The organism is Marinobacter sp. MDS2, assembly GCF_030718085.1.
In the GTDB taxonomy this organism is placed as follows: domain Bacteria; phylum Pseudomonadota; class Gammaproteobacteria; order Pseudomonadales; family Oleiphilaceae; genus Marinobacter.
The window spans coordinates 1,967,882-1,983,660 of the sequence record NZ_JAVAJF010000001.1 but is presented as its reverse complement, the minus strand read 5'-3'; the positions used below and the strand labels follow the sequence as shown (position 1 = coordinate 1,983,660).

General features: G+C 56.4%; 14 protein-coding genes. 5 read left to right on the top strand and 9 right to left on the bottom strand.

Annotated features, from left to right (window positions below; genetic code table 11):
• Positions 1–23: 23 nt before the first annotated feature.
• From ectB to Q9245_RS09285, 5 genes are all read right to left on the bottom strand, one after another.
• Positions 24–1,292, bottom strand: coding sequence for a diaminobutyrate--2-oxoglutarate transaminase (ectB, locus tag Q9245_RS09305; protein ID WP_305896866.1), 1,269 nt, complete (start codon positions 1,290–1,292; stop codon positions 24–26).
• A 175-nt stretch (positions 1,293–1,467) separates the two neighbouring features.
• Complete coding sequence (gene ectA, locus Q9245_RS09300) at positions 1,468–1,983, bottom strand: diaminobutyrate acetyltransferase (RefSeq protein ID WP_305896865.1); 516 nt, start codon at positions 1,981–1,983, stop codon at positions 1,468–1,470.
• 319 nt (positions 1,984–2,302) lie between these two features.
• Entirely contained in the window at positions 2,303–3,721 is a 1,419-nt protein-coding gene (locus Q9245_RS09295; RefSeq protein WP_305896864.1) for a sodium:solute symporter, read from the bottom strand.
• Between the two features lie 269 nt (positions 3,722–3,990).
• Complete coding sequence (locus Q9245_RS09290) at positions 3,991–4,962, bottom strand: radical SAM protein (protein WP_305896863.1); 972 nt, start codon at positions 4,960–4,962, stop codon at positions 3,991–3,993.
• 69 nt (positions 4,963–5,031) lie between these two features.
• Positions 5,032–7,188 carry an FAD-dependent oxidoreductase gene (locus Q9245_RS09285; RefSeq protein WP_305896862.1) on the bottom strand — a complete coding sequence of 719 codons (2,157 nt, stop codon included), beginning with the start codon at positions 7,186–7,188 and terminating at the stop codon, positions 5,032–5,034.
• 187 nt (positions 7,189–7,375) lie between these two features.
• On the opposite strand from Q9245_RS09285, the gene Q9245_RS09280 reads away from it, so the two are divergent.
• Complete coding sequence (locus Q9245_RS09280) at positions 7,376–7,996, top strand: RNA polymerase sigma factor (protein ID WP_305896861.1); 621 nt, start codon at positions 7,376–7,378, stop codon at positions 7,994–7,996.
• The gene (locus tag Q9245_RS09275) at positions 7,990–8,235 is read left to right on the top strand and encodes a zf-HC2 domain-containing protein (protein WP_305896860.1); all 246 of its coding nucleotides are present in this window, start codon (positions 7,990–7,992) and stop codon (positions 8,233–8,235) included. The genes Q9245_RS09280 and Q9245_RS09275 overlap by 7 nt, the downstream gene beginning before the upstream one ends.
• Here Q9245_RS09275 and Q9245_RS09270 read toward each other — a convergent pair.
• Positions 8,193–8,945, bottom strand: coding sequence for a hypothetical protein (locus Q9245_RS09270; protein ID WP_305896859.1), 753 nt, complete (start codon positions 8,943–8,945; stop codon positions 8,193–8,195). The two genes, Q9245_RS09275 and Q9245_RS09270, sit on opposite strands and share 43 nt — an antisense overlap.
• 67 nt (positions 8,946–9,012) lie before the next feature.
• Positions 9,013–9,498: a cytochrome c peroxidase gene (locus tag Q9245_RS09265; protein WP_305896858.1), complete on the bottom strand. Its 486-nt coding sequence runs from the start codon at positions 9,496–9,498 to the stop codon at positions 9,013–9,015.
• 482 nt (positions 9,499–9,980) lie between these two features.
• Here Q9245_RS09265 and Q9245_RS09260 point away from each other — a divergent pair, with 482 nt between their 5' ends.
• Positions 9,981–10,760, top strand: coding sequence for a YiiX/YebB-like N1pC/P60 family cysteine hydrolase (locus Q9245_RS09260; protein WP_305896857.1), 780 nt, complete (start codon positions 9,981–9,983; stop codon positions 10,758–10,760).
• On the opposite strand, the gene Q9245_RS09255 is transcribed toward Q9245_RS09260, so the two are convergent.
• The gene (locus Q9245_RS09255; RefSeq protein WP_305896856.1) at positions 10,752–11,603 is read right to left on the bottom strand and encodes a DUF547 domain-containing protein; all 852 of its coding nucleotides are present in this window, start codon (positions 11,601–11,603) and stop codon (positions 10,752–10,754) included. The two genes, Q9245_RS09260 and Q9245_RS09255, sit on opposite strands and share 9 nt — an antisense overlap.
• Positions 11,604–11,702: 99 nt before the next feature.
• Positions 11,703–12,326: a YbhB/YbcL family Raf kinase inhibitor-like protein gene (locus Q9245_RS09250; RefSeq protein WP_305896855.1), complete on the bottom strand. Its 624-nt coding sequence runs from the start codon at positions 12,324–12,326 to the stop codon at positions 11,703–11,705.
• A 321-nt stretch (positions 12,327–12,647) separates the two neighbouring features.
• Here Q9245_RS09250 and Q9245_RS09245 point away from each other — a divergent pair, with 321 nt between their 5' ends.
• Positions 12,648–13,958: an NAD(P)/FAD-dependent oxidoreductase gene (locus Q9245_RS09245; RefSeq protein WP_305896854.1), complete on the top strand. Its 1,311-nt coding sequence runs from the start codon at positions 12,648–12,650 to the stop codon at positions 13,956–13,958.
• A 106-nt stretch (positions 13,959–14,064) separates the two neighbouring features.
• Positions 14,065–15,777, top strand: coding sequence for a potassium/proton antiporter (locus tag Q9245_RS09240; RefSeq protein ID WP_305896853.1), 1,713 nt, complete (start codon positions 14,065–14,067; stop codon positions 15,775–15,777).
• The last annotated feature ends 2 nt before the right edge of the window (positions 15,778–15,779 follow it).

Sequence of the window (15,779 nt, the reverse complement as noted above, 5' to 3'; positions counted from 1 at the left end):
AGGAGAAATTCGATGCGGGCGCCTTAAGACGCCTCGCTGATTCCCTTCTGCATGATTTCATCGACACTTTCACCCAGCAGCTGGGCACCACGGCGCAGATCGTCTTCACTGGTGGTCAGCGGCATCAGGCACTTGATCACTTCGTCGTTCGGACCACTGGTTTCGATGATCAGACCTTTCTCGAACGCCAGCTGGGTGATCGGGCCAGTGACATCGGCATTCGCAGCTTCAATACCACGCATCAGACCGCGACCTTTCACCTTGAACTCACCGGGATAACGGTCACAGATAGCCTGAAGCTCATCACCCAGCACTTTCGCCTTGGCTTTCACCGAGTCGGCAAAGGCATCGTCTTTCCAGTAAGTATCAATGGCGGCGCGGGCGGTAACGAAGGCCATGTTGTTACCACGGAAGGTACCGTTGTGCTCACCGGATTCCCAGATATCCAACTCTGGCTTGAACAGTACCAACGCCATCGGCAGGCCGTAGCCACTCAGGGACTTGGAAACGGTGACGATGTCCGGCTTGATGCCGGCAAATTCAAAGCTGAAGAACTCGCCAGTACGGCCATTACCTGCCTGGATATCGTCCAGAATCAACAGAATGTCGTGCTTCTCGCACAGCTCTGACAAACCTTTCAACCACTCAGCACGGGCGGCGTTCAAACCACCTTCACCCTGAACCGCTTCCACGATTACCGCAGCCGGAGTTTCGATGCCCGAAGAGCTGTCTGACAGCACCTTGTCCATGATAGCCAGGGAATCCACATTTTCACCCAGATAGCCGTCATAGAACATGAAATCAACATTGCCCAGCGGCATGCCCACACCACCACGGTGATGCTTGTTACCGGTAGCCGCTACAGCGCCGGTGGTCACACCGTGGAAACCGTTGGTGAAAGAGATAATGTTGGTACGACCTTTCACCTTACGCGCCAGCTTCATGGCAGCTTCTACACAGTTGGTACCGGTCGGGCCAGTAAACTGCATTTTGTAGTTCAAGCCACGGGGCTGAAGGATGTTCTTCTTGTAGGACTCCATGAAGTCCTGCTTGGCAGTGGTGAACAGGTCCAGGCCCTGGCTCACGCCGTCTGCTTCGATGTACTCGAGCAGCGCTTTCTTGAGGGTATCGTTGTTGTGGCCATAGTTCAGTGAACCGGCACCGGCCAGAAAGTCCAAGTACTGCTTGCCGTCTTCGGTGTACAAATGCGCGTTCTTGGCGCGGTTAAAAACCACCGGAAAGGCGCGGGAATAAACACGTACTTCGGATTCAGTAGACTTAAAAATTTCCATTGTCTTGCCTCTTAGCATAGTAGGTTCGAGGTTGTGCTCGGCGGTTTGCTGGTAAAACGTGTCGGTCGCAACAAACCTACCGGGCGTTTATTTCAGCCACATAACAGGCCCACCTCGGGCGGCCCGGGCTGTATAAAATCGCGGTCAATAATTCACTAGCTGTGAATCAGAGCTCTCAGACAGGCTTCGTAAAGGGTCCGATGCGCAGCAAGAACTCAGAATCGTGCTTGCCACCAAAATGGGTGCCTTTCTCGAAGTGCTCGTGGTAGGTGAGCTCTGCACCTAGGTCACGGGCGAACGAGCGGAACAAAGCCCAGGAAGCGTCGTTGTCTTCCGTAATCGTGGTTTCCATATGAGTAACGCCCTTACACGCGTCACGGCCCACGATTTCTTTCAGCATCCGCTTGGCCAAGCCTTGTCCACGACCTTTCTCGTGCACGGCCACCTGCCAGACAAATACTGTTTCGGGCTGTTGGGGAGGGATGTATCCGGAGATAAAGCCGACCAAATCGCCGTCTTTCTCCGCGGCCACGCCGGTTTCGGCAAAATGGCTGCACTGCAGGAGGTTGCAGTAAATCGAGTTGGGGTCCAGCGGAGGACATTCCGCCACCAACTGGTGGAGCCTGAAGCCATCATCCTTGGTCGGTGTACGCAAGGTAATGGCGGTGGTATTCGATCCTTCTGAGGTCATGTTTTGTCGTTTCACGTCAAAATTTAGGCATAAATTATATAGAGCACGAAATATATTTCAAGAGAAAGCCCCAATTTACCCACAGGCTGTCTCTTGAAATCCTGTTTTTAATCGCGCCCTACCGTGCGATCACAAGGGTCAAAACCCGAACCAAACACCGCCAAAAGCACTGCAGCGCAGGCAATCAGCCGAATTTCGCCCCTCTAACACCAAACATAGACCAAGCACTAAAATCGCGCCAATAAAAAATAATCACCAACAAAACCTTTAGGGCTCCAAACATCATTGCCAGAACGCCTTCTGATGGGCCCCCTTGTTACTACCAGGCACCAGAACCGTCCTTGCGCCCAGCCAGCCAAAAACCGGCCAGCCGGCGCACGACAAGCGGCAAAAAGAACCCTGCGCTGCAAATCAAAATGCCCCACGCATTGACGCCCAACAACAGAGCGTATTTACCTTCACCAATCGCCCAACTCTGGGGAATCAAGCCGAGGGTCAACAGCACGCCCAAACCAAGCCCGGTCCAGAAACTCAAATGGAAACTCCACGGCGACCAGCGGGTAAAGCCATAGAATAGAAAGACAGGCGCCAGCCCCATCACCATGGTTCCGGAGATGGTGGTGGCTTTCAGAATGTCCGTGCCTGCAAACATGGGCACGTTACCCAGCAACGCAAAGACCACCATTACCACAGCGCCAACGCGGATGCTGGGCAGCTTGTTACCGGCCCGTTTGATCAAGCGGGGTAAATCAACCGCAAGGGATTTCGCCAGGGATGTGAAGGTAGAATCCAACGTCGAACCGGCCGAAGTCATCATGATCACACTCATGAAGAACAATGCCGCCAGCCCCAAAGACTGACCAACCGCGGCAGGCGCGTTGCCCATGGAATCAATTCCGTGCAACCGGGCATGAACCCCCACCAGGCTGAAGATAAACACCGCCACGAAGCCGAGCAGGCCCGCCACCACAAAGCTTTTAAGCATCGTTTTCTCTTTGTTGACGAAGCCTCTATCGGTCAGCACCGGATCGTGGAACGGGTAGCTGAACATTTGCAGCAACGCCACCAGCAATAAATCCACACCGGCTTCTAACCGAAATTCGCCATTGGTCAGCAACGACCGAGTGTTGTTTTCTGGTAGCACCAAAAACAACACAGCACCGACGAAAAACACAAAAACAAAGGTTTGAATCACATCGGTGAAAATCGAAGAGCGCAGCCCGCCTTTGAGGCTGTAGGCCAGAGTAAAGAACGTGAAAAGCATCGCTGCGGCGTAATACTCCCAGTCACCCGGCAAGCCGAAATAACCTCCGACAACCGCGGTATTACTCCAGATTTCGTTATAAAGCCGAATCAGAATGGCGGCAGCAAAGGCGAGACTCGCCAAGCGGCCAAATCGTGAGGTCAGGAACTCTTGCAGGCTGCGTGCGCCGGTTTGGGTGCGAATCAGGTAGATCACATAACCGGCCACCGGGATCGACAGCCAATAGCTGGCATAGGCCAGACCACCGACCACGCCATAACTTGCACCGAGATTGGCTGCGTTGGTTACCGATTTTGCAAAGATCCAACTGATGAAGATACTGGCGGTTAGTGACCACTGACCAACGGGATTGCCCTGATCATCTGCGCCTTTGTAGAACGAATTGGCGTTTTTGCTTTTTGGCGACAGCGCATACATCACCACGCCGTAAACCACGAGAAATCCCCAGAACAGGGTGCCTTCAGTCGCGTTCATTGTTTGGTTCGCCCTTTTTGGCTTGTTGGTTTTGGAGAAGGGCATCAGTCGGGGGTAGGAGGGCAAAACGAAAATCGTGGATTTTCTGATGGTTTTGACCTCCTACCCCCGACTGATGCCCCGTACTTCGGCACGGTCTGCAAGGAACCTATATGGAAGTCCAATAGGCCTTTCGGGCTGGGGTGGCCCTCAAAAACTATTAGAAAATCCACGATTTTCGTTTTGGAGGGCCACCCCAGCCCGAAAGGCCGACCACTCCCAAACTAAACTCAAACAGGCGCCGAACAACTAGCCCCAAACCGATAACAGGAAAAACACCGGTGGTGCCGCAACATGATGCGCTCGTCCATGCTCTCTGCCAGCGTGCCACCCAGATCGTATTGCGGATCGTCATCCACCAAAGTGCAGGCATACACCCGCACCTGATCGCCTTTTTTCACTAGCATCCGAGTGTAGGTGCACATGAAGTGGGCGCGGGATTCCTGCGTCGGGTACTTCTCCATGCAACCTTCGGTGATTTCCGGGCTGCCGTCTTCCGAGCCCGGGGCACCTAAATCGGGAAAAGCGGTAAACGCGAGATCTTCCGGAATATCGTGCTCTCGGAAGATGGCACGGAACGCCGACTCCACCTCTGCCGACACTTCGCCCGGATCGGTCTGGCGAGCAACGGACACTTTAAAACCCTGCTCGATGAGCCAGCGAATGCCTTCCAACGCCAGCTCGAAACTGCCGTCGCCGCGGTCTTTGTCGTGCCGAGCGCGGTCGGGGAAATCCAGACTGACGCGGAAATGAATCGGATAGGGGTTATCTAGCAAAGGCAGCACTTGATGCCTGCGCTTCAACAGCGGCTCCGTGGCGTTGGTCAGGACGAAGCAGGGGCGATGCTGGCTGGCGTAGTTCAGGGTGTTGACGAAGTCCCGAATCACGAAGGGCTCACCGCCGGTGAACGAAAACTGCTCCACACCCATCTCGATGGCCTCGTGAATGAACGGTTTTACATCACTGAGCTTCATGCCCGGAATACGCCCGTCACCCGGGTGGGAACCTTCCAGACAGAACGGGCAAGCCAGGTTGCACGCGGTGCCGGTATGAATCCACAGCTCCTTCAGCCGGTCGGCATCGATGTAGCCGCGGGGGTCGCCGTTGCGGGTATGGGTCCAGCTGTCTCTGGCTCTGGGCGCCAGCACCTCCACCGCAGGAATGCGTTCACCTTTAGGTGCCTGAGGTTCCGTCAGGGGCATGGTTGCTCCTCGTTTTTATAAATTATCTTGAACACAGACCCAGCCGGCCGTGATTTGTTACACGCACCATCAACGTTTTCCCAAACGCCATGCATGCAGTCTAGACAACATCGCCAAAACCCTGTCTGGCGCATGGGCCCGCTTCCACTCACCGGCTGCGTATTTGGCGGATTCGTTCCAGGTCGGGTAGGGGTGAATGGTGCCCAGAATTTTGTTCAGCCCCAACCCGTGTTTCATGGCAAGCGTGAACTCCGCCAGAATCTCTGCGCCGTGGGAGCCAACCACGACCGTCCCCAGAATCTTGTCTTTTCCGGGCACCGTCAGCACTTTGATAAAGCCTTGGGCTTCACTTTCAGCAATAGCCCGGTCCAGATCGTCCAAGCCATAGCGAGTGACCTCATAATCGATACCTTGGGCCTTGGCCTCGGCTTCGCTCAGCCCCACTCTTGCCACTTCCGGCGAAGTAAAAGTGACCCACGGCATCACCCGATAATCCACCCGGAAGCGCTTGAACTGGCCGAACAATCCGTTCACCGCGGCATACCACGCTTGGTGGGCGGCGGCATGAGTAAACTGGTAGGGGCCGGCCACATCACCGCAGGCATAGATATTGGGGAAGCGCACGCTCATGTCGTCGTCTACCGGTACCGTGCCATTGGGCAGGGTTTCCACTCCGATCCGTTCCAGATTCAGGCCGCTCGTGTTGGCTGCGCGGCCCAGCGCCACCAACACTTGATCGAACGGTATACGCACCCGTTCGCCATTGTGATCACAGTAGGCGACCTTTTCTCCGTCTTCGACGCAAAACTCGGCGGCCGCGTGTTGCAGGCGCACATCGATGCCGTCGGCTTCAAACTGGGCCTTGACCACCGCAGAGACATCGCCGTCTTCTCGCGCCAGCAAACGATCCCCGCGCTCGACTTGCACAACTTGGCTGCCCAGCCGGGCAAAGGCATGGGCCAGCTCCGAACCGATCGGGCCACCGCCCAGCACCAACAATCGTTGCGGTTGTTCCTGCAAGTCCCAAAGGTTGTCCGAGGTCAGCGGGGCCATGGCATCCAGCCCTGGGATTGGCGGCAAGGCAGGTTTACCGCCAGTGGCGACGATAATGCTGCGGGCGGTCAGGCGCTCGGTACGACCATCGTTGTGGCGTACTTCCAGCTCCCACGGCGACACGAAACTCGCTTCGCCGGCAATGCAGTCCACGCCGAGCTGCTGGTAGCGCTCTGGCGAATCGTGCGGTTCAACTTGCGCAATGATGTTTTTAACCCGGCTCATGATGCGTTTAAACGATGCCTGTACCGGCACCGATTCCAAGCCATAACGGTCAGCATGGCGCAGCGTATCGGCCGCTTTGGCGCTGCGAATCAACGCTTTGGAGGGAACGCAGCCGGTATTCAGGCAATCGCCCCCCATCTTGTGCTTTTCGATCAGCGCGACTTTGGCCTTGACCGCCGCACCGATGTAGGCCGAAACCAGCCCTCCGGCGCCGCCGCCAATCACCAGCAGGTTGTAGTCGAAATGTGCCGGTTTTTGCCACCCGGCATAGACCTTACGGCTGCGCAGGAACGCTACCAGGCACTTGGCTAACAAAGGGAAGAGGGCGAGCAGGGCAAACGACAGCAACAGCTCGCCGGATAGGATATCGCTGGTGGATTGGATCTGCCCGACCTGGGTTCCCGCATTCACATACACAAAGGTACCCGGCAGCATCGCCAGCCAGCTCACCCACGCATAGGTTCGCAGCTTCATGGCGGTTAAACCCATCGCCAGATTGATCAAAAAGAACGGGAACACCGGCACCAGACGCAAAGTGGCCAGATAAAAGGCTCCGTCTTTTTCGATGCCTCGATCGATTTTCTCGACAGTCTGCCGATAGCGACCGCGCAAAGTATCCCGGAGCAGGAAGCGAGCGATCAAAAACGCCAGTGATGCACCCACCGTTGATGCAACCGACACGGCCGCCAACCCGTAGAGGTTGCCAAAAAACGCACCGCCGGCGAGGGTCATGATTGCCGCCCCGGGTAAGGACAAAGCCGTCACCAACACATAAACACCGGCATAGCCCACGACCGCCACAACCAGGTTTTGGTCAATCCAGCCGGCTATCGCCTCCCGGTGTTGTTGCAGGTTTTCCAGGGTCAGCAAGCGGTGCAGGTCAAAGCTGATAAAAATCATCACAATGGCGGCGATGACCAAAAGGAGGAAAAGCTTACGTCGATTCATAAGTATGCCTGTTTACGGTGTATGGGGATGGCGCTTTACCCAACCTGACACGCGCAACCGCTGGATGTTACACCCTTTCTACCCTATTCTTTTTTCGGCCGTTCCACATTACAGGAACTTTTTTGCGTTCCGAAACACTATTAAGTAGACCCGTAAACTGGCCGAACATCCCCCGGGACGCAATCTCATGGACACAGCGGTGCACAAAGACTCCGAACACGCCTTAATTGAAGCCCTCCAACAAGGCGACTGCACCGCCTATGAGAAAGCTGTGCGCGACTATTCTTCAGGCATGCTCGCCGTTGCCCGTTTCTATCTGGACCCCTCAAGCGCAGAAGAAGTTGTTCAGGACTGCTGGGTCACGGTGATCGACGCTATCCACAAATTTGAAGGGCGGTCCGGCTTAAAAACCTGGCTGCACCGAATCGTGGCTAATCGCTGCAAAAACAAGCTCCGCTCCAACAAGCGGGAAGTGACCACGGACTTCACGGAGGCGCTGGACCCGGAACTGGCCGACCGATTCAATGCTTCACGCCGATGGGAACAACCGCCTCGCCTGCGTTTTGATGAATCCGCGGATACCTTGCTGGAAAACGGTGCGCTGAGCGATTGCCTCGACAAGCACCTGTCGGCCTTGCCGGAAACCCAGCGTTCGGCCTTGATGCTGTACGAAGCCCACCAGCATAAGTCTGAGGATGTCTGTAACATTCTGGACGTCAGTGCATCTAACCTGCGAGTACTGTTACACCGAGCAAGACAGAAAATCTTTCTGATGGTGGAAACCTTTCAGGAGTCCGGCGAATGCTGATGTGCAAAGATCTGGCGGAAATCGCCAGCGATTACATTGATGGTGAGCTGGCCACGCCGCAGAACCTGGCCATAAAAATGCACCTGATGATGTGTCGGCATTGCCGATCCTTTATCGGCAACCTGCGTGTCAGCACAGATCTCATGCAAGCCCACTCTTCATCCGTACCGGATGAGGCCCTGATGCGCAAAATCGATCAACGAGTCGCTAAAGCACTTAAAGCTCGCAAAAAAGGCTGATCGTTTCCCGACCTTCTTGATTGCTCTTCTTTCAGTCGGGCGGCCCAACTCTCGACATCGATGGCGATACTGCCCGTAATTTCCAAAGTACGATCCTCCAGCACCTGCTCCAGTGACTGCCCCGGCCTATCCGCAACCAGTGCATCACGATGATTCAGCAAGGCCGCGATCTGCGGTCTGAAACAGCGCACCATCGCTGTGAGCCACCGGTTTACTGGCCAGCTGGGGTGAGCGTGATCCATAGCGAACTGATCCAGAGCGGCGATCACCGCTTCTGCCGGCAGCCAGCTTTCATCGGTAACCCAGCGGTTTACCGCGAACACATCGGTCGGGTAACCCCAGGCATCCATCGAAATAGCGACCAGGTGCGCTACCCGGTTCTCCCCCGTAGGCCCGCACACAGGCTCCACACTGTCCGGTAGTGCCCCGTTACGCAGAAACAGGTGGAAATGACCATGCTCTGAATGCTCTTCCCGATGGGCATGGTAGTAGTACTGGGAGGCCGTTTCTCGGTCATATACATCGTCTTTCGGGTAGTGATCCATTTCATAGAACGGGCCTTGATCGCGGAGCACCTCACCCACAATGTTCAAACCGCCTTTTTTCAGTACGCGGTAGCATTCGCGAATTTCATCGACTGCAGCAAGACTCGAGCGCAACTGGCCGCCGCTCAGGGTTCTCAGCTCAGGAATCCGGATACCTTCGGTCATCCGCTGCCTCCTCGAGGCGCTGCCCCCATCCTTAGTCAAGTGACAACAGCGCTCGTTTCCTCGTGAACTATTTAGCCCGATCGGCCTGGACCTTGCTCATATAAGCCGTCAGCGCTGCCAGCTCCTGGCTATCCCAGGGCAAAGGTTCTGCGGCCATTGGCTGCACCATGCAGATCTGTACCATTTCGTCCAAATGCACCCGATCCATGCCGAAGATGTTTTTCGCCATGGCAACCGGATGCGGGTATTCGTCGCTGAAGGTGGCGTTGTAGCCGGCACCATCATTGTGACAGCTGGCGCAGGCCAGTCCATTGCTGCTGAGCGAGGCATCCTTGAACAACTTCTCACCCAAGGCCACCAAGGTACTGGGATTACCCTCGTAGGCTTGATAGTTTTCCGGCCGGGTCACCTTTTTGGCCGCACAGGGGTTCGGCTTGGCACCGCACTTTCCGGCGGCTGCGCACGGGTTGCAGCCTTTCGGTGCGCAGTTCTTCTTCATCGAACAAGGGTTTTTCATCGCGCAGGGGTTTTTGCCGGCACAGGGATCGTTCATGCCCTTTTTCGTGCCGCAAGGATGCTTCATGGCGCACGGGTTTTTACCCGCGCAGGGGTTCTTTGCTTCACAGGGTTTACACCCCGCTTTGCAGCCTGCCTTGCAATGCTGCCCTGCCTTGCATTTGCCTTTGCATGGGGAGCAAGGACCGCAAGCCGCAAATGCGAGCCCGCCACCGGAGCTCAGCATGGCCGTCATTAAAGCTGCAGACCACCAGGCAGTGCGTCGATTCAGGCTGGTGTGGCGAATGGCGTGTGTTGGAACGTGTGTTGTTGTCATGACGTTTATCTCCGTTCAGGAGTTATCTTGCGGACCCTCAAAGTCCGCCACCGCTCACAGAAGCGGTCAACGCTTAGACACCCACACCACCCGGTTGTTACAAACGTTTTGATTAACCTCGCTATGGAGCTGAAGGCCGTGACACAGGCTTTACATCGATGTCTGTGCTACTAATAAACAAAGTACGGTGATCGGGAGGTTCTATGCTACTGACGTGGTTAACGCGGCGCCTGGCAGCGTATTTATCCAAAGCGGTTTCTCAGCACTCGGTGCGGACCTCAACCTGGGAAGCCCTGAAAAGCACTTTGCAGCCCGGTGACGTGTTGTTGGTGGAAGGCAACACCCGGATCAGTGTCGCCATCAAGTACCTGACACAATCCACTTGGTCCCACGCGGCGCTGTATCTCGGGCCCCATGCCGGGCTCGGCACTTCTGAGGACGGGCAGGCCAACACGCTGATCGAGGCCGATCTGGAACAAGGCATCCGACCGTTGCCACTGTCGTTCTACCGTCACGCTCACACCCGCATTTGCCGCCCGGTGGGGCTCTCTGACAGCGACATTCACACTCTGACAGACTACGCCCGAAGCCGCATAGGCCATCAGTACGACATGAGAAACGTGTTCGATCTGGCCCGTTACCTGCTTCCTACGCCTCCGGTACCCAGCCGCCACCGGCACAAACTACTGGCGTTTGGCAGCGGCGACCCGACACGGGCGATCTGCTCGACATTTCTGGCGGAAGCGTTCCAACGCCTGAAATACCCGATCCTGCCCATCGTGGAATTACTGCCCGCCGATGACCCCGATTGCATCACCTGCATCCGGGAACGCTATCGGATCAAGCATCACTCACTGTTCACACCGAGAGACTTTGATGCCTCGCCGTACTTTCGCATCGTCAAACCCTCGATCGAGATGGCCGACTTTGATTACCGGACTCTGGACTGGGACGAAGACGAATCAGAGCCGGGTTTATTGTAGTTCGGGAAAATTTTTCGGCCGGTTGAGTAGCCATTCATAGTCGCTGAACCTGAGGCCGCGAGCGTCTCTGATTGTTTGCGCTCGCGCAGGTGCTGCCCATTTGAGAATAAAAGCTCGAATAGAGCCCTCCGCTTCCACAAAATCGTCTTCGTACCAGTTGAACAACTCGGTTACGAACAGCTCACCGGAGTTCACCGTCAGATGGCGCGGGGTATTCAACGCTCTGCGGGTATTGTCGGCCAACAGAGAGTCCAGGTTGGGCGCCGTGTAAACCTGTTTGCGCAGCGGCGGGCAACCGGTGGATGCGCAATTCACCGCGAAGTGAACCCGGGCGTCCTTCCAGCCTTTGGCTTTGTAATCATCACTGAGCAAAATCCCTTTCTCGATACCATCCAGACTCAAGCTTCGGCCACCCACGTTAAACATTTCGCGCTCGAACACCGAATCGACAAAAGGATTAATTCGCCCTCCGTAATCCCACACCGACGACACCAATTGACCAGCAGGCCGGTCAGACAAGAGTTTATCGATCATGAAAAAGTTATAGGCGTTGATCCAAAAGGCAACGGACTCCTCTCGGTCTTTGAGCTGGGCCGGATCAAAGCCGGCCAACGCCTGCCGCTGTTTGCGCAGCAAATCATCAGTGCGAGCATCCCCCGCCGCACTGGAATAATCGAAAGCCGACACCAGGCCGTTGCCGGGCAACGTTTGTTCGATAAGGTATTGGTTGAGCAAGGCCTGGAAGGGGGCATACACGGTTTCAGACACAGCGGCCTGCACCGGCATCACCGCGAACAGCAGCAATGCGACAAACCACGATGAACACGGACTCTTTGCGGGCATAAAGCATCTCCGGATAGTAGCCACAGATATCAGACGCGCACCCGGCCAGATTGTTACACCCTCTGCCGACATTCCGCCCGACAGAGGGTGCGGCGGAGCTTAACGCAGCTCGGGGTTGAGGGTGTAGGTGCCGGTTACCCGGGCGCTGGCCAAAACATGACCGGCCATGGCTTCACGCACCGCGGTGCCGTCAAATTCGCCGGACAGATTCAGGCTTTCAACATCGAGCGCATGCACTTCAAAGTGGTAATGGTGGAGGATTTCATCGTTCCAGGGCGGGCAGGGGCCATCGTATCCGGCGTAGGTGCCAGCCATGTCAGGGTTGCCTGCCAAAAACTGGGTATAGTTGTTGATACCCCGCACGCCGACCGGGCCGGGACCAAACGGCTTACCTTTCGGACTGACGCCGTCGCTGTCTTCTCCTTCCGGAATCCGACGAGTCGTCGCCGGTACATCCACCAGCAACCAATGAAAGAAATCCACGCGAGGCAGATCTGCGGGTATGGTCTTGCCTTCCTGATTCACGTCATCGGCAACGCTGGGCACGTCGGGATCAAACATCATCACCACAAAACTTCGGGTACCTTCAGGCACGTCTTCCCAACTCATTTCCGGATTGCGGTTGGGCCCGAAACTCATGTGGTTATCGGGATTGAACACACCAAACGCGAACTTCTCTGGTACCGGGCGCCCTTCTTCAACACCACCAACCTCTAATTTCACGGTCTTATCTCCTGTCAGTCGTTCCTTTCATTGTCTTAGATTAGCTTATACCCAAGCTGGACGGGTTCACAGCTGTTCCCTGTGTACCCAGTGTGCCGTCTCAGGTTAACAAACATCGTCACTAAATCCGGCAAATACAACTCACTGATAAATATATACTTTAGATGTAATGCGAACGGACAGCCAATTGCCTTGGTGTGACTTTGCGGCTACTATTGATGCCCGCACACACGCCCGCCCGGTCGGGACCAGAGGCGATAGCCAAGCGTTTTTGATCTGCCCAAGAGTGTTTGGCTTTCACTTCTCTAAGGTTTCACTGTTATGGAAAGTCTGCACCATATTGTCGTCGTTGGCGGCGGCGCCGGGGGTCTGGAACTTGTCACCAGCCTGGGCAACAAACTCGGTAAAAAGCAAAAAGCGCGCATTTCTCTGGTTGATGACGGCCTGACACACGTCTGGAAACCCCTGCTGCACGAAGTCGCCTCTGGTTCGCTGGACGCCAGCACTAACGAAGTCAATTACCGGGCACACGCTCGCAAACACCACTACGAATTCCAACTCGGCCGGATGAACGGCCTTGACCGCATCAACAAAGAAATCGTTATTGCTGCCTTTCACGATGGTGAAGGCAACGAAGTGGTGCCTGAACGGCGCCTCAAGTACGACACACTGGTGATCGCAGTCGGCAGCACCGCCAATGATTTCGGCACACCCGGCGCGCAAGACCACTGCTTGTTCCTGGACAGTCTCCATCAGGCTCAACGCTTCCACAACCTGCTATTGAATGCGTTTCTTCGCAAGAACCACGAAGCGCTGCAGGGCAATCCTCACGCCCTGAACATTAGCATAATCGGTGCCGGTGCCACCGGAGTGGAGCTGGCCGCCGAACTGCGCTTGGCATCCCGCGAGCTACCGGTGTACGGCATGAACCACCTCAAGGCCTCGGATGTCTCGGTTAGCGTCATTGAAGCCGCCGACCGGATTTTGCCAGCCTTGCCCGGCCGCTTGTCCGCTGCGGCCACGCAGGAGCTGGAGCGCCAGGAAGTGACGGTTTTAACCGGCCAACCGGTGAGTGAAGTACGAAGCGACAGTCTGGTGATGAAAGACGGCTCGGAAATCCCGTCCGACATGACCATCTGGGCTGCCGGCATCAAAGCCCCGGCGTTTCTTGCCGAGCTGGGAGGCCTGGAAACCAACCGGGGCAACCAGCTGGTGGTGGAGCAAACCCTGAGAACCACCAACGATGACCACATCTATGCGTTCGGCGACTGTGCCGCCTGCCCCCAGCCCGACTCTGAGCGGCCGGTGCCCCCGAGAGCCCAGGCGGCTCACCAACAAGCCGATACGCTCGCAAAAACCTTATGTAACCGCCTGGAAGGCAAAGCCCCGGTACCTTTTGTCTATAAAGATCATGGCTCACTAATCAATTTCAGCCACTACACCACCGTAGGCAACCTGATGGGCAATCTGTCTGGTCGCAGCATGTACATCGAGGGCAAAGTGGCACGGCTGTTCTACGTCTCCCTGTACCGGATGCATCAAGTCGCTTTGCACGGATTTCTGCGCACCGGCGTAATCTGGCTGATGGATAAAATCAGCCGCGCTATGCACCCGAGGCTGAAGCTCCACTGAGTGCAGAGGGGGCGCTACCATTGCGCTGAGTCCGCCTGCATAATGTGAGTCTAAGCAATCCGTTGTTTGGGCCTAGGCTCGAGCACATCTTCTGATCTGGAGTCTCATGGATCCCACGTTCACGCTCATCGGCGCCCTGATGCTGGTTTTCAGCATCGTTCTCAGCCCTCTTTCCAGCCGGGTCGGCATGCCGGTTCTGCTGGTATTCCTGGGTGTCGGCATGCTGATGGGCGAGGACGGCCCCGGCGGTATTGAGTTCGACGATGTGGAGCTTGCGGTGATTATCGCCAGCCTGGCTCTGGCGGTCATACTGCTCGATGGCGGCATGCGCACCCGGGCCGAAACCTTCCGGGTCGGACTGAAACCCGCGCTGTTGCTGGCCACGGTGGGCGTCGCCATGACCGCAGTGGGCGCAGCCGTGGTTGCCTGGTGGGTGTTCGACCTGCATTGGTTGATGGCGTTACTGATTGGCGCGATCATCTCCTCAACCGACGCCGCCGCGGTCTTTTCGTTGTTGCAAGGCCGTGGCCTTCACCTGAACGAGCGGGTCAGTGCAACTCTGGAGATCGAATCCGGCAGCAACGACCCGATGGCGATTTTCCTGACCCTGATGCTGGTCACCCTGATCAGCGAACATCAAGACGGCGCCCTTGCTTCCGGGCTGCTGATGCTGCTGCAACAATTCGGCATCGGCGCGCCGGCAGGCTTGCTGGGCGGGTATCTCATCGTCGCTTTGGTAAACCGGATTCACCTGACCCCGGCCCTTTATCCGTTGCTGGTGGCGGCGGCGGGGCTCGCAGTGTTCGCAGCCACCAATGCTGTGGGTGGCAGTGGCTTCTTGGCGATTTACCTCTGTGGCGTCGTGCTCGGTAACCAGCAGGTCAAGATGATGCCATTGATCCTGCAGGTTCATGACGGCTTGGCCTGGCTTGCGCAACTGTGCCTGTTCCTGATTCTCGGCCTGCTGGTCACACCTTCCGAACTGGTGCCGCTGGTGGGCAGCGGCTTGATTCTGGCCTTCGCTCTGATCTTCGTGATCCGGCCGGTTACCGTCGTCGCCACCCTTTGGCCGTTTGGCTTCAACCGCAGAGAGATCGGGTTTATCAGTTGGGTCGGTTTGCGCGGCGCGGTGCCCATCGTATTGGCCTTGTTTCCGGTCTTGGCCGACTTGCCCGATGCCAAATTGGTGTTCCATGCCGCGTTCTTCATTGTGCTGGTGTCACTGTTGGTACAAGGCACTACCATGGCGCCGCTGGCCCGAAAATTGAAGCTTGAGGTTCCGGCCAGTGAAGCGCCATTCCGTCGTTTTCCGCTGGATGTTCCCGCCACCGGCGATCATGAACTGATGCTCTTTCCTTTGCGCGGGAAAAGCTGGGAAAAACCTAAGAAGATCAGCCTCTTGAGGCTACCAGAACACACCGCGGTTGCCGGCATTTTCAGGGATAGGGAATGCCTGCAGCCTCGTCCGGACCTGGAAGTCAGCGCCGGTGATGTGCTCGCTCTGTTTGCCACGCCCATTGGCGTGACCGAACTCAGCAAAGTGTTAAGCACCCGGGAAGCACCCAAACACCTGGCAGAACGAACCTTCTTCGGAGACTTCGTGCTTAACGGGGACGCCTTACTCGGCGACGTGGAACAAGTGTATGGTATCGAGCTCAAAGAAATGCCGTCCGAGCTTACGCTGGCCAAATGCTTTGCCCTTCGCACCAAAGGGCACCCTGTGGTCGGGGATATTGTGACCATTGGCCCGGTGTCGCTGGTTGCGCGGGCGATTGAAGCCGATCGCGTGACCAAAGTCGGCCTGAAAATGGAATCCTGACC